Genomic DNA, 14,241 nt, shown 5'->3' on the forward strand with positions numbered 1-14,241 from the left:
ACTCATTCGCTATAAAAGAAAGAGTTCCTGCTAAATTGAAGTGAATTTGCTGAATTTTTTGTCTAATTTACGAAATATTATCCTTATTGTAAAAAAAGTGGCGTTGGAAAAATTCCAACGCCGCTTTTGTAGTTAGTTATTAATAATTTGAAGTTCTTTTGGATATTTTGTTAACACTTCATAACCGTCAGCTGTTACAGCTACATCGTCTTCAATGCGGACACCAACTTTTCCTGGAACATAAATCCCAGGCTCTAGTGTGAAAACCATACCTTTTTCCATTTTCATTGTGTTTTGTCCATGAATTGAAGGGAACTCATGAACATCAATTCCAAGACCGTGTCCTAGGCGATGAGTAAAATAGTCACCATATCCCGCATCTGCGATCACTTTACGTGAAATCTGATCAAGTTCAGCTGCCGTTACACCTGGTTTAACCGCTTCAAGAGCAGCCATTTCAGAACGATATACAATATCATATACTTCTTTTTGTTCTTCATTCGGTTCACCAAGTGCTAATGTACGGGTAATATCTGAGCAATAGCCTTTGTGAACCACACCAAGATCAAACAAAACTAAATCTCCGTGTTTAAGCTTGTATTCGCCAGTTTTACCATGAGGTGAAGCTGCGCGATCGCCAGTTAACACAGTGGTATCAAATGACATGTGCGTAACGCCACGTTTTTTCAAAGCCAATTCGATTTCTGTCATAACTTCAATTTCAGTAATGCCTTCTTTAATCGTTCGAGCAGCTACTTCAATAGCATAGTCAGCCAATGCAGCAGCTTCTCTTAATATTTGTAGTTCTGCATCGTCTTTTATCACACGCATGGCATTTAATTGCTCATCCAATTGAGTGATTGAAAGAGAGCCGAAAAATGACAAAAGTGATTCATAACGTTCCACAGTCATATGCGCTTTTTCAACAGCCATTGTTTTTAAGTCAACTCCACGCGAAAGAGCTGTTTGATACAAAATTTCCATTGAATTTTGCGTATCTTCGTGACCTACCACTTCGCCAGCCCAGCCTGCATTTTTCGCATCTGGAATTTCCATTTTCGGACAAATGAGAAATGGGTCAGCTTCTGCAAACACCATAACGCCTAATAAACGTTCATGAGGATTGCTCTTGAAACCGCTAACGTAAAAAACATTATAAGGATCTGTAATAAACGCCGCGTCAACTGATTGTTCTTTTAAATAGTTCTGCAATTGCTTAATTTTGTTCATATGTATATTCCTCCTCTACATGTGTAGCATATCAAAAATCAGGGTATAATACAGCTATGAAAGCTAGAGGTAGAATTTTCAAAACTTACTGGAGGGATATTATGCACGTTTCATATCACGGTCATTCTGTTGTCAAAATTAAAACAGGTGAATTTACGATTTTAATTGATCCATTTATTAGTGGAAACAAACTTACGGACTTGAAGGTAGCAGACGAAAAACCAGATGCTATTTTATTAACGCATGCGCATAACGATCATGTTGGGGACACGGTTGAGCTGGCAAAAAACAATAACGCACAAGTAATCGCGCCAGTTGAACTAGCTAATTATTTAAGCAGTCAAGGTGTAGATGCTGTCGGTATGAATTTGGGCGGCGCGCATAAATTTGACTTTGGAGTAGTAAAGTTTACAAAAGCTTTCCATAGCTCTTCTTTCACAACGGATGAAGGAGAAGTTGTTTATGGTGGTATGCCTGCTGGGATTTTGTTCCAAGCAGAAGGCAAAACAATCTATCATGCGGGCGATACAGAAGTATTTGGAGACATGAAAATTTTGGGCGAACGAAATGATATTGATGTAGCATTTGTACCGATTGGAGATTATTTCACGATGGGACCAGAAGACGCAGCCTATGCCGTCGAATTATTAAAACCAAAAATGGTAGTGCCAATTCATTTCAATACATTCCCACCTATTGAGCAAGATCCTGAGCATTTCAAGTCATTAGTAAAAGATGTTCAAGTAAACATTTTACAACCAGGTGAAAGTGTAGATTTAGCGTCTGCTTCTACGAAACGCTAACAAGCGGTCAGTAGTAATAATTAGCAGTAAAGACCCATGAAAAGCGAGAGCTTTTCATGGGTCTTTTTGAAATTCTTTATGCCTGTCGAGAACGAAACGGTCCTCTCAACTTTTCTTCATGTCTAGTTTCGAGGACCAGTCTCTCGGGACATAAGTCACCCCAGCTGTGTGGCAAAGAGCGCCACTTCGCCGGTGCGTCTTATGCCTGTCGAGACTAAACGGTCCTCTCAACTTTTCGTAAGTTATGCTACACTAGAAGATATAGGAACGTAGAAAGAATGGGTGAAATCATGGCGACTAAACATGAACAAATATTAGCGTATATTGAGACTTTAGCCGTAGGTGAGAAAATTTCAGTGCGGCGCATTGCAAAAGATTTGCAAGTAAGTGAAGGAACGGCTTACCGAGCGATTAAAGAAGCAGAAACAAAGCGGTTAGTGTCGACGATAGAACGTGTTGGGACTATTCGAATCGAACGCAAAAAGAAGGAAAATATTGAACGACTTACATACGCTGAGATTGTTAATATTGTTGATGGACAAGTACTAGGCGGTAGAGCAGGATTGCACAAATCATTGAACAAATTTGTAATTGGGGCAATGCAATTAGAAGACATGATGCGTTATACGGAAGCGGGGAATTTACTGATTGTGGGTAACCGGTATAAAGCACATGAATATGCACTTCGCGCCGGTGCGGCAGTACTTGTGACTGGAGGCTTTGAAGCTGCAGATCAAGTGAAAAAGTTGGCGGATGAATTTGAACTCCCTGTTATCTCAACGAGCTATGATACCTTCACGGTAGCGACAATGATTAACCGAGCAATTTACGATCAATTGATCAAAAAAGAGATTTTGTTAATTGAAGATATATTAATCCCGTTAGAAGGAACAGCACATTTACATCATAAAGAGCCCATCAGTCGATACCATGAGTTAAATGAAGAAACAACTCATGGCGGTTTTCCCGTAATTGATCATACGAACAAGCTAGTTGGGATTATTACATCACGTGACGTAATTGGTCATTCTGCTTCAGAATTAGTGGAGAAAGTAATGACTAAAGATCCGTTAACTGTCTCTATGCAGACGAGTGTGGCAGCTGCAGGACATCGAATGATTTGGGAAGGCATTGATTTAATGCCGGTCGCCGACGATCACGGAAAGTTAAAAGGGGTTATCAGTCGACAAGATGTATTAAAAGCGATTCAGACCGCTCAACGTCAACCTCAGCAAGGTGAAACCATTGATGACATTATCAAGAGTCAACTTCATCAGCAAATTAGCGATCAATTGATTTTGGAGTTTCGTGTGACACCTCAAATGACCAATGCTTATGGATCGATTTCACATGCGGCTTATACAATGATTTTAACTGAAGCTGCGTCAGCAATTCTGAAAACAAAAAATCGTAAAGACAGCGTGTTAGAAAACGCGTCCATTTACTTTTTAAAACCAGTTCAATTAGACGCACTCGTCTTAGTTCGGCCGCAAATTTTGGATATTAGTCGAAAGTCGGCAAAAGTTGATGTTGAAGTATCATTAGAAAACGAAATTGTTGGCAAAGCGATGTTGACGTTCCAATTACTAGACCGTTAATACTGAAATGACGACATAAAAAAAGGCAACAGGTGCACTCATTTGACGAGTGCACCTGTTGCCTGAAATTCTAATATGACTTAAGGATTTAAATCTGCTTCTTCTTCAAGAAAAGCATGGTAATGTTTTGATGCTTTGTAGTTGTAATAAACTAAAGCTAAACCGAGTATGATGAAAATACCAGAAATGATATACGTCAGTGTCGATTGAAAAACAAATAGTTGATTGATACCAAAAAAAGTTACAAAACTACCTAATGCCATTGAAGCACGGGCGGCATACCATTTTTTTCGAATCGGTAAAACAGTACGTGTTCGAAATTGTTTTGTTTTATTATAAAAATAGATGACAAATGATACAATAATTAAAATTACAAAAATTAACATAAGGACCTCCTGAATTCCAAAACTCATACTTATTGTACTGAGAATTGAGTAAAATTGCGAATGGATTTCCTTATAAATGGAGGAACTAACACATGTACAGTCAAATCATCGACACAATTAAGCAATACACTACTATTATTATTCATCGTCATGTGCGCCCAGATCCAGATGCGTACGGATCTCAACTTGGTTTGAAATATTTATTAGAGCAAAATTATCCAGACAAGCGCATTTTAGCTGCAGGAACGCATGAATACACAATGGATTTTCTGGATTTTCCGGATTTAGTTGAAGATCAAGATTTTGAAGGAGCTTTAGTCATCGTTACAGACACTGCAAATACAGACCGCGTAGATGATCAGCGTTATAAAAAGGGTGCAAAGCTGATTAAAATTGACCATCATCCAAATGACGATGCCTATGGCGATATCATCTACGTGGACACGACAGCTAGTTCTGCTTCTGAAATCATTTACGAGCTTTATGAATATGGCCACAAACATGAAAATTGGACGATGAGTGCAAAAGCTGCGCGATTGTTGTACGCAGGAATTATTGGAGATACGGGTCGATTTTTATTTCCGAGCACAACTCAAAAAACTTTTGCAGTTGCAGGGGAATTGATCAAATATGATTTTGATCGTAACGTGCTACACAACGGAATGTACGAAATGGACCGCAAATTATTGCATTTACAAGGTTATATGTACCAAAACTTTAAAATGGACGAAAATGGTGCAGCGCATGTAAAAATCACGAAAGACATTTTAAAAGAATTTAATGTTACGGCTTCGGACACTTCTTTATTAGTGGGCTCACTTGGCAACGTAAAAGGAATGAAAGCTTGGGTTATCTTTATTGAAGAAGAAAAAGAAATTCGTGTTCGCTTGCGCTCAAAAGGACCGGTTATTAACACATTAGCGAAAGAATTTGGTGGCGGCGGACATCCAATGGCTTCTGGTGCCACAGCGTATTCATGGGAAGAAGCTGATCGTGTAATCGAACGCCTGGCAGAAATTTGTGCAGCCGCAAACTAAGGAGGAGAGTCTAGTGTCAATGGTTTATCCGCATATAAGCACATCGGCTGATTTGCTGAAAAGCACGGTGCGCCTTGACGAACTTTTCCCGTTTTTAAAGGAGCAAGGAGCTAGTTCAGTTGCAATCGTCAATACAAAATTATATGGCATGCTTCCATTTTGGGAAGCGTGCCGCCGTGCCGGCATCCATGGGGTTGTCGGCCTTTCAACTTTTATCGAATACGAAGAACAGCATTATTCCGTTGTGTTATATGCTCAGTCAAACAAAGGCTATGACAATTTGCTGAAAATCTCGAGTGCACTAGCTACTCGCGACAAAGAAGCAATTCCTGAACAATGGTTAAAGGCGTATAAGGAAGGCTTAATCTGTGTGATTCCAAACAAAGCTGAATGGCTCTTGACCGATCGCAGTTTAGTGATTGGTTATATTAAAAGTTTATTTGGCCAAGCAGCGTTTGGGAGCATTGAACGTCCGGGTGGGGTAGTCTCTGCGTACGAATCAGATTTTATTGAACTTTGTGCCCAACTTGAAATTCCAATTATGGCAACACATGAAATTCGATATATGCATCAACAAGATGCTTTTGCTTATGAAGTAGCCTCCGCAATTGGACAAGGTCTCAAAATGAATGATCCAGAAAGACAAACGCCGGAACATACAAACGCATACGTACCAAGCCAACAAGAGTTTTTTGAGTGGTTCGCAGACCGAAACGAATGGGTTCAACAAACTGCAAACATGTTAAAAAGCTGTCGAGTGACTATCCCCATGAATCAACAATTGCTGCCTGTTTATCCGTTATCAGAACAAGTAGATAAAGCAAGTTACATTGCACAATTATGCAAGACAGGGCTTAAAGAGCGAGTACCAAGATTTCCGGAAAACTATCAAGAGCGGTTAAATTACGAGTTATCGGTTATCGCAAAAATGGGTTTTATCGATTATTTTTTAATTGTTGCGGACTTTATGAAATACGCCAAGGATCAAGATATCATGACAGGACCTGGCCGTGGATCGTCAGCGAGCTCACTTGTTGCTTACTCATTAAAAATTACAAATGTCGATCCAATAGAACATGGTTTGTTGTTTGAACGGTTTTTAAATCCAGAACGGGTTACGCTTCCAGATATCGATATTGATTTTGCTGATCATAGACGTCATGAAGTGGTGGACTATGTAGCAAAAAAATACGGAGCTGTTCGAACTGCGCAAATTATTACCTTTGGTACATTGTCTGCAAAAGCGGTAGCACGAGATACTGCCCGCGTATTTGGTTTTGAAGCAGAAGAACTTGAAGCCATATCAAAACTAATATCAAATCGTCCCGGTACAACTTTGCGTTCAGCTTTAAAAGAGTCTTCAAAGTTTAATGACTGGATTATTGAACGAGAAGAGCGTAAATCTTGGTTTAAGACTGCGTTAAAATTGGAAGGTCTTCCGAGACATGCCTCTACCCACGCTGCAGGTGTGATTTTAAGTCCCACCCCACTCGTTAATCATGTGCCGATCGAAAAAGGACACGAAGGCATTTATTTGACGCAATGGCCAATGCAAGAACTCGAAGCAATCGGCTTGTTAAAGATGGATTTTCTGGGACTTCGTAATTTAACCATTTTAGAACAAATTCGTAACTTGGTTTATTGGGGCACAAAACAAAAAATCAATTACAGTGACATTCCTTTAGATGATGAAAAAACCTTTAAATTATTGGCATCAGGAGATACAACAGGTGTCTTCCAGCTTGAATCTGATGGCATGCGCCAGGCGCTTCAGCAAATTCAACCGACTGCTTTTGGCGATATTGTTGCAGTTAACGCGTTATACCGTCCAGGTCCGATGGAGTTTATCCCGTTGTATGCAAGACGAAAACATGGTCAAGAGACGGTGAAATACATTCATCCGATTTTAGAACCAATTTTAAGTGAAACTTACGGGGTTATCGTTTATCAAGAACAAATTATGCATATTGCTGCGAAGATGGCTGGATTTTCTCTTGGTGAAGCTGACTTATTACGGCGTGCAGTCAGCAAGAAAAAACGAGAGATTTTGGATGAAGAACGCGAGCATTTTGTGCTAGGTGCAACATCGAAAGGGTTTACTAAATCGGAAGCAGCGGAAGTGTATGATTTAATCGTGCGTTTTGCTGATTATGGCTTCCCGAAAAGTCATGCGGTAGCATATAGTATGATCTCCTACCAATTGAGTTATATGAAAGCCCATTATCCCGTTTATTTTTATACCAGCTTATTAACAAATAGTGCTGGAAATGCCGAAAAAACAAAGCAATTACTGCAAGAAATCAAAGAAAAGAAAATCCCGATTCTTCCACCATCAGTCCAAAAAAGTCGCCATACTTTTTCAGTAGAAGATGGACAAATCAGATTTGGTTTAAATGCCGTGAAAGGTGTTCCGGGCACAACTATTAAAGCTTTACTTGCTGCTCGCGAAGAAGGGCCATTCACCGGTTTATTTAATATTGCTGAACGAATCTCGGCTTTACATTTTAACCGAAAATCGTTTGAACCACTTATAAAAGCTGGTGCTCTTGATGAATTTGGATATGACCGCGGGGTGATTTTGGCATCACTAGATAGCGCAATTAAACACGCTGAACTGGTAAAACCAAATGACGAGCCGGGCTTGTTTGATGACATGGGCGCAAGTTTTATGAAACCCAAATACACAAAAGCTTCGGAGATGCCAGAAAACTTAAAACTTGAATTTGAAAAAGACGTGCTTGGCTTTTATTTGTCTAAACATCCGATTGAACGTGAAAAAGAACACCGACAAAAATCGTACGATGCACTTAAATCATTAAAGTCAAAACGTGACAGAGAATCGGTAAAGGTATTAGGTGTAATAGAGGAGATCAAACGGATACGAACAAAAAAAGGAGATGCTATGGCATTCTTAACTTTAATGGATGAAACAGGTCCAGCTTCTGTTACGTTGTTTCCGGTAGAGTACGCCAAATTCAACTTGCTTTTAGAACCTCATGCCACACTTGAAATTCAAGGATTAGTTGAAAATCGCAATCACAAAATCGCAATTATTTGCAAAAATATAGAAACCTGACTGCTTTTCAAAAAGAAAAGCAGTTTTTTCTTTACGTAGCATGGTTTTTTTTGTATTGTAGAGAATATGAGTGGTCAGACCACTTTCAAAAAAATGGGAACTGAGGGGCCATCATGAATCAATCTAAACGATATTTGGATATAGTACGGGACATTCGTGATATGATCCGGCAAGAAAAAATCAAGCCGGGGGACCGTATTCCATCTGAAAGGGAATTGGCTGAAAAGATGCAAGTGGGCCGTTCCACTTTACGTGAGGCGCTACGCAGCCTTGAATTACTAGGATTGATTGAAACACGTAGAGGAGAAGGGACCTTCTTGTCTGATTATAGAAACCATAAATTGGTAGAAGTCTTGTCCACGTTTATCTTGCAGGACAATCGTTCGCACGAAGATGTTTGGGAAACCCGTTTGCTTCATGAAGTTGCAGCTATTCAAGCGATTTGCAAAAGTGAAACAGAAAGCCAAATGAAAATTTGGGACAGCTTTCGCTTGCGATTACAAGACGAAAGTTTTCAACGTGAAGATTTTGTCCGAGAATTGATGGTTCTTTCTGGAAATCGATTGTCTTTAAAAATCTGGTTTTTACTAACACAATATAGCGGAAATCCATATGCTGGAACCGTTTCACCTGAGGAAATTGACTTCATGAATAATACCTTATTGGCAATAGAGCAACAAGACGCAGATACAGCCATTCAAGAGTTTCAGGCTTGGAGTGAATGGTTAAAAAAGGAGAGAATAAGCAATGGCAATAATACGTGATATTTTTAAGCGCAACAAAGATGCAAAAGAAGCAACCATGCCTTCAAAATCTGCAAAAGATGTTCCAGAAGGATTGATGACCAAGTGTCCATCATGTAAAGAAATTACATTAACAAAAGATTTAGAGAAAAATAAAAAAGTTTGTCCTAAATGCGATCATCATTTTAAAATGACGGCGTATGAACGTATAAATATATTATTAGATGCTGGCAGTTTTGAGTCGATGGATGATCATTTGAAATCTGAAAATCCACTTGGTTTCCCGGGATATACGGAAAAAGTTCAAGCTGATAGTGAGAAAACAGGCTTAAACGAAGCGGTTTTGACAGGCTCTGGTAAATTACAAGGTCAAGGTATTGTTCTAGCTGTAATGGATTCACATTTCCGAATGGGTTCAATGGGGTCTGTTGTCGGTGAGAAAATTACTCGTGCAATTGAAGCGGCAACTGAACGTCAATTACCCTTTATCATTTTCACAGCAAGTGGTGGAGCCCGCATGCAAGAAGGCGTGTTGTCATTAATGCAAATGGCGAAAACAAGTGTTGCATTAAAACGTCACAGCAATGAAGGTTTACTTTTTGTTTCTGTTTTAACGCACCCAACGACTGGTGGAGTGTCAGCGAGTTTTGCCTCAGTTGGAGATATTAATATTGCGGAACCAAAAGCCTTAATCGGCTTTGCGGGACGTCGTGTTATCGAGCAAACCGTACGTGAAAAACTACCTGAAGATTTCCAAACAGCGGAGTTTTTATTGGCACACGGGCAATTAGACGCGGTTGTTCATCGTGATTCAATGCAACAAACATTGGCGACCATTGTGCGCCTTCACACGAAAGGAGCTATCGCAAATGGTTAAGAAAAACGGAAAGAAAACTTTAGCATTTGAAGAGCCGCTTATTCAGTTGCGTGCAAAAATTTCAGAGCTAAAAGAATACACGACAACTGCAGAAGTGGATTTGAGTTCGGAGATAAAATCTCTAGAAGATCGATTCTCTAAATTAGAAGAAGAAATATACGAAAATATGAAGCCGTGGGATCGTGTGCAAGTGGCTCGTCATCCAGAACGACCAACAACTTTGGACTACATACCAATGATTTTTGATGATTTTATTGAATTACACGGAGATCGTTTATACGGAGACGATGAAGCAATTGTTAGTGGTATTGCGTCTTTTAACGGTCAACCAGTCACAATCATCGGGCACCAGCGCGGCAAAGATACAAAAGAAAATGTTCGACGGAATTTCGGTATGCCACATCCAGAAGGATACCGGAAAGCATTGCGTTTAATGAAACAAGCTGAAAAATTCAAGCGTCCGATTATTTGTTTGATCGATACAAAAGGTGCATATCCTGGGAAAGCTGCCGAAGAACGTGGTCAAAGTGAAGCCATTGCACGTAATTTAGTTGAAATGGCAGGACTTGAAGTGCCTGTTCTATCTATCGTGATTGGAGAAGGTGGAAGTGGTGGTGCACTAGCGTTAGGTGTAGGCAATCAAATCCTGATGTTAGAAAACTCAACGTTCTCGGTTATTTCTCCAGAAGGAGCTGCTTCAATTCTTTGGAAAGATTCGGCTCTTGCGCAAACTGCAGCAGAAGCGATGAAAATTACGGCACCTGACTTGTTAGAAATGAACATCATTGAACATATGATTCCGGAAGTACGCGGTGGAGCTCACCACGACCCGCAAAAACAAGCGGCTATTATGTCAGAAGCCATTAGACGATCATTAGAAGAATTGAATGGTTTGTCGGCCGAAGAATTAATCGAGCAGCGCTACAAAAAATTTAAATCAATTGGTGTCTTCAGCGAATGATAGAAAACCGCTTCGGCGGTTTTTTTGATTGAGTAAATTATTATGGGGTTAACAATATCTTTAAAGTAAATGTAAAAAAGATCCGAATTCTTAACATGGAAGAAGCGATTCAAGACTGACAGCAAGGCTCTGGCATGGTAAGGTTAGGAGAGTAAATGGACTGCAGGAGGATAATGATTATGAAAAAAATTGGAGTATTAACAAGTGGAGGAGATTCGCCGGGAATGAACGCAGCTGTCCGCGCGGTTGTCCGTAAAGCAATTTATCATGGTGTTGAAGTTGCAGGTGTATATTCAGGTTATCAAGGTTTAATCGAAGGCAATATTAAAAAATTAGAAGCCGGCGATGTGGGCGATATCATTCAACGTGGGGGAACTAAGTTGTACTCGGCACGTTGTGAAGAATTCCGTACGGAAGCTGGTCAATTAAAAGCGATTGAACAAATGAAAAAAGAAGGCCTTGAAGGCTTAGTAGTTATTGGCGGAGATGGATCATACCGCGGGGCAATGGCTTTGACTAAAAGAGGATTCCCTTGTGTTGGAGTTCCAGGGACGATCGACAACGACATTCCAGGAACAGACTATACGATTGGATTTGATACAGCTTTAAATACGGTCATTGAAGCAATCGATAAAATTCGTGACACTGCAACAAGTCACGAACGGACATTTATTGTAGAAGTAATGGGTCGTGATGCAGGAGACTTGGCATTGTGGGCAGGTCTTGCAGGTGGAGCAGAAACCATTTTGATTCCTGAAGAGAGCTATGACATTGATGACATGATTGATCGTTTACAAAAAGGACGTAAACGTGGAAAGCGCCATAGTATTATTATCGTAGCAGAAGGCGTTATGGGTGGTAATGAATTAAAAGCGCTTATTAAAGAAAAAGCAGAAATCGAAACACGCGTTTCAGTACTTGGTCACATTCAACGTGGCGGCTCACCAACTGCAAGAGATCGTGTGTTAGGAAGTTTGTTTGGTGCGCGTGCAGTAGAAGTTCTTCTTGAAGGTATCGGAGGACGAGCTATTGGCATGAAGAATCACCAGGTGGTAGACTATGATATGACAGAAGCATTTACTGCAGAACACAATGCTGATATGAGCTTATATACATTGTCCAAAGAGTTAGCAATTTAAAACAACATAAATGGAGTGAGTTTATTGAGAAAAACGAAGATTGTTTGTACGATTGGTCCGGCAAGTGAATCACCTGAAATGCTGGAAAGATTAATTGAAGCTGGGATGAACGTAGCCCGCTTAAACTTTTCACATGGTAACCATGAAGAACATGCGTTACGCATTGAACGTATTCGCGAAGCTGCGGATAAAGCCGATAAAATTGTTGGGGTTTTGTTAGATACAAAAGGTCCAGAAATTCGTACTCATCAAATGGAGAACGATGCAATTGAATTGGAAACGGGTCAGAAACTTGAAGTTTCAATGACGGAAGTTCTTGGTACGGCTGAACGTTTTTCAATTACTTATGAACAACTAATTGAAGATGTCCATATCGGATCAATTATTTTGTTAGATGATGGATTAATCGAATTACGCGTTGAAAGCTTGGATACTGAAAATGGAATCATTCACACAATCGTTGAAAACGCTGGAACATTAAAAAGTAAAAAAGGTGTAAACGTTCCAGGAGTATCGGTTCAATTGCCAGGAATTACAGATAAAGATGCACAAGATATTTTGTTCGGTATTGAACAAAACGTTGATTTTATTGCAGCTTCATTTGTTAGAAGAAGTTCAGACGTAATGGAGATCCGTGGTTTACTTGAAAAGAATAACGGATCACATATCCAAATCATCCCGAAAATCGAAAACCGCGAAGGTGTCGATAATATCGACGAAATCATCATGGTTTCTGACGGTTTGATGGTTGCTCGTGGCGATTTGGGCGTAGAAATTCCTGCAGAAGAAGTACCATTAGTTCAAAAATCATTGATCGATAAATGTAATAGTGCTGGTAAACCAGTTATTACTGCTACACAAATGCTAGATTCTATGCAACGTAACCCGCGTCCAACGCGTGCTGAAGCAAGCGATGTTGCCAATGCGATTTTTGATGGAACAGATGCGATTATGCTTTCTGGTGAGACGGCAGCAGGGATTTATCCAGTTGAATCTGTTGAAACGATGGACCGTATCGCAGCCACTACTGAAGCTGCATTAAATTATAAGCAAATTGTTTCAAACAGAAGAAAAGAAAAAGAATCGAATATGACCGAAGCTATTGGTCAAGCTGTTGCTTACACTGCTTTAAACTTAAAAGTACAAGCGATTATTGCACCAACTGAGAGCGGCACAACAGCTAAAATGATTTCTAAATATCGTCCAGGAGCACCAATTATTGCAGTAACGTCTTCAGATCGTCCAGCTCGTAAATTGTCATTAGTTTGGGGAGTTCAGCCAATTATTGGCCCATCAGTAGAATCTACGGATGAATTGTTAGAAACAGCTGTGGATGAGAGCTTGAAACACGGCTATGTAAAACATGGCGATCTTGTTGTGATCACAGCAGGTGTTCCGGTAGGACATGCAGGAACAACGAACTTGATGAAGGTCCATGTAATTGGCGATATCTTGGCAAAAGGTCAAGGAATTGGCAAAACAGTCGCGTTCGCTGAAACAGTCGTTGTTCGCAATGCAGAAGAAGCTTTAGCAGTTGATACGGAAGGCAAAATCATTGTTACTATTGGAACAGATCGTGACATGATGCCAGCTATCAACAAATGCGCAGGTATTATTACCGAAGAAGGTGGCTTAACGAGCCATGCAGCAGTTGTCGGGTTAAGTCTTGGAATCCCAGTAATTGTTGGTGTTAAAGAAGCCACTTCACTTATCAAGAATAATTACGATGTAACAATGGATTCAGAATCAGGCATTGTTTATCATGGCCATGCGAGCGTTCTGTAATTCATAATAAGGAGGCAGGTCAAGATGATGAAATGGATTTTCCTAGCCTTAATTATTGTACCGTCTCTTGAATTAGCTTTGCTAATTTGGGCAGGAAGCAAGCTTGGATTATTTGCGACGATGGCAATTATCGTAGCAACTGGTTTGCTGGGTGCTTTTCTTGCCAAAAAACAAGGAATTAAAGCAATAAAAGATATACAAGCAGGAATGAATAGTTTTCAGGCTCCTGGGGATCAATTATTAAATGCGGCATTTATTTTAGTTGGAGGGGTCCTATTGCTAACGCCTGGGTTTATCTCAGATGCCATAGGATTTACAATGCTATTTAGTCCAACTCAAAAAATATATAAACCGTTTGTTTATCGAATGATTCATAAAAAAATGAAAAACACCCGGGTTATCGTTGGATAACTCCGGGTGTTTCCCTCGTTTTTTTTTAGATATTTTAAATTCTATAAGCGTTTTCATTCACAAACTGTACAAAGTTGATTATAATAGCTTAGTAAGGTTAAAATAGAAGTTCATAAAAGCAGATGAGCCATCATTCTGCATTTTTTTTTGGAATGATGAACTATATTGAAGAAGGAGCGATTTAAATGACATCGT

Annotated in this window: 12 protein-coding genes; 10 read left to right on the top strand and 2 right to left on the bottom strand. The window is 39.8% G+C overall.

All coding sequences use genetic code 11. The features are described 5' to 3' along the window. Positions 1-132: 132 nt before the first annotated feature. Positions 133-1,230, bottom strand: a complete 1,098-nt coding sequence (locus tag GPDM_RS03815; protein ID WP_008429114.1) for a M24 family metallopeptidase — start codon at positions 1,228-1,230, stop codon at positions 133-135. 101 nt (positions 1,231-1,331) lie between these two features. Here GPDM_RS03815 and GPDM_RS03820 point away from each other — a divergent pair, with 101 nt between their 5' ends. Both GPDM_RS03820 and GPDM_RS03825 read left to right on the top strand, forming a co-directional pair. After that, positions 1,332-2,033 carry a metal-dependent hydrolase gene (locus GPDM_RS03820; protein WP_008429116.1) on the top strand — a complete coding sequence of 234 codons (702 nt, stop codon included), beginning with the start codon at positions 1,332-1,334 and terminating at the stop codon, positions 2,031-2,033. A gap of 290 nt (positions 2,034-2,323) precedes the next feature. Beyond that, positions 2,324-3,631: a DRTGG domain-containing protein gene (locus GPDM_RS03825; RefSeq protein ID WP_039862854.1), complete on the top strand. Its 1,308-nt coding sequence runs from the start codon at positions 2,324-2,326 to the stop codon at positions 3,629-3,631. An 80-nt stretch (positions 3,632-3,711) separates the two neighbouring features. Here GPDM_RS03825 and GPDM_RS03830 read toward each other — a convergent pair whose 3' ends face one another. Beyond that, on the bottom strand, positions 3,712-4,017 hold the full coding sequence (locus GPDM_RS03830; RefSeq protein ID WP_008429120.1) for a YtpI family protein: 306 nt from the start codon (positions 4,015-4,017) through the stop codon (positions 3,712-3,714). Between the two features lie 92 nt (positions 4,018-4,109). Between GPDM_RS03830 and GPDM_RS03835 the strand changes: the two genes are divergently transcribed. The 8 genes from GPDM_RS03835 (at position 4,110) to GPDM_RS03870 (ending at position 14,046) form a co-directional block, all read left to right on the top strand. After that, positions 4,110-5,054 carry a DHH family phosphoesterase gene (locus tag GPDM_RS03835; protein ID WP_008429122.1) on the top strand — a complete coding sequence of 315 codons (945 nt, stop codon included), beginning with the start codon at positions 4,110-4,112 and terminating at the stop codon, positions 5,052-5,054. 13 nt (positions 5,055-5,067) lie between these two features. Then, complete coding sequence (gene dnaE, locus GPDM_RS03840; protein ID WP_008429124.1) at positions 5,068-8,130, top strand: DNA polymerase III subunit alpha; 3,063 nt, start codon at positions 5,068-5,070, stop codon at positions 8,128-8,130. 113 nt (positions 8,131-8,243) lie between these two features. Further along, positions 8,244-8,894, top strand: coding sequence for a FadR/GntR family transcriptional regulator (locus GPDM_RS03845; protein ID WP_008429126.1), 651 nt, complete (start codon positions 8,244-8,246; stop codon positions 8,892-8,894). Continuing rightward, positions 8,878-9,750: an acetyl-CoA carboxylase, carboxyltransferase subunit beta gene (gene accD / locus GPDM_RS03850; RefSeq protein ID WP_008429128.1), complete on the top strand. Its 873-nt coding sequence runs from the start codon at positions 8,878-8,880 to the stop codon at positions 9,748-9,750. The genes GPDM_RS03845 and accD overlap by 17 nt, the downstream gene beginning before the upstream one ends. Next, positions 9,743-10,711, top strand: coding sequence for an acetyl-CoA carboxylase carboxyl transferase subunit alpha (gene accA / locus GPDM_RS03855; protein ID WP_008429130.1), 969 nt, complete (start codon positions 9,743-9,745; stop codon positions 10,709-10,711). Before accD ends, accA begins: the two co-directional genes overlap by 8 nt. 179 nt (positions 10,712-10,890) lie before the next feature. Beyond that, positions 10,891-11,850, top strand: a complete 960-nt coding sequence (gene pfkA / locus GPDM_RS03860) for a 6-phosphofructokinase (protein WP_008429132.1) — start codon at positions 10,891-10,893, stop codon at positions 11,848-11,850. 24 nt (positions 11,851-11,874) lie between these two features. Beyond that, positions 11,875-13,635 carry a pyruvate kinase gene (gene pyk / locus GPDM_RS03865; RefSeq protein WP_008429133.1) on the top strand — a complete coding sequence of 587 codons (1,761 nt, stop codon included), beginning with the start codon at positions 11,875-11,877 and terminating at the stop codon, positions 13,633-13,635. Between the two features lie 24 nt (positions 13,636-13,659). Then, complete coding sequence (locus tag GPDM_RS03870) at positions 13,660-14,046, top strand: FxsA family protein (protein ID WP_008429135.1); 387 nt, start codon at positions 13,660-13,662, stop codon at positions 14,044-14,046. The last annotated feature ends 195 nt before the right edge of the window (positions 14,047-14,241 follow it).

This window comes from Planococcus donghaensis MPA1U2 (assembly GCF_000189395.1).
Taxonomy (GTDB): Bacteria; Bacillota; Bacilli; order Bacillales_A; family Planococcaceae; genus Planococcus; species Planococcus donghaensis_B.

What these genes read in the sequence shown, in the direction of transcription:
- GPDM_RS03815 (WP_008429114.1), bottom strand. Translation starts at nt 1,230, where the DNA reads ATGAACAAAATTAAGCAATTGCAGAACTATTTAAAAGAACAATCAGTT.
- GPDM_RS03820 (WP_008429116.1), top strand. Translation starts at nt 1,332, where the DNA reads ATGCACGTTTCATATCACGGTCATTCTGTTGTCAAAATTAAAACAGGT.
- GPDM_RS03825 (WP_039862854.1), top strand. Translation starts at nt 2,324, where the DNA reads ATGGCGACTAAACATGAACAAATATTAGCGTATATTGAGACTTTAGCC.
- GPDM_RS03830 (WP_008429120.1), bottom strand. Translation starts at nt 4,017, where the DNA reads ATGTTAATTTTTGTAATTTTAATTATTGTATCATTTGTCATCTATTTT.
- GPDM_RS03835 (WP_008429122.1), top strand. Translation starts at nt 4,110, where the DNA reads ATGTACAGTCAAATCATCGACACAATTAAGCAATACACTACTATTATT.
- GPDM_RS03845 (WP_008429126.1), top strand. Translation starts at nt 8,244, where the DNA reads ATGAATCAATCTAAACGATATTTGGATATAGTACGGGACATTCGTGAT.
- accD (WP_008429128.1), top strand. Translation starts at nt 8,878, where the DNA reads ATGGCAATAATACGTGATATTTTTAAGCGCAACAAAGATGCAAAAGAA.
- accA (WP_008429130.1), top strand. Translation starts at nt 9,743, where the DNA reads ATGGTTAAGAAAAACGGAAAGAAAACTTTAGCATTTGAAGAGCCGCTT.
- pfkA (WP_008429132.1), top strand. Translation starts at nt 10,891, where the DNA reads ATGAAAAAAATTGGAGTATTAACAAGTGGAGGAGATTCGCCGGGAATG.
- GPDM_RS03870 (WP_008429135.1), top strand. Translation starts at nt 13,660, where the DNA reads ATGATGAAATGGATTTTCCTAGCCTTAATTATTGTACCGTCTCTTGAA.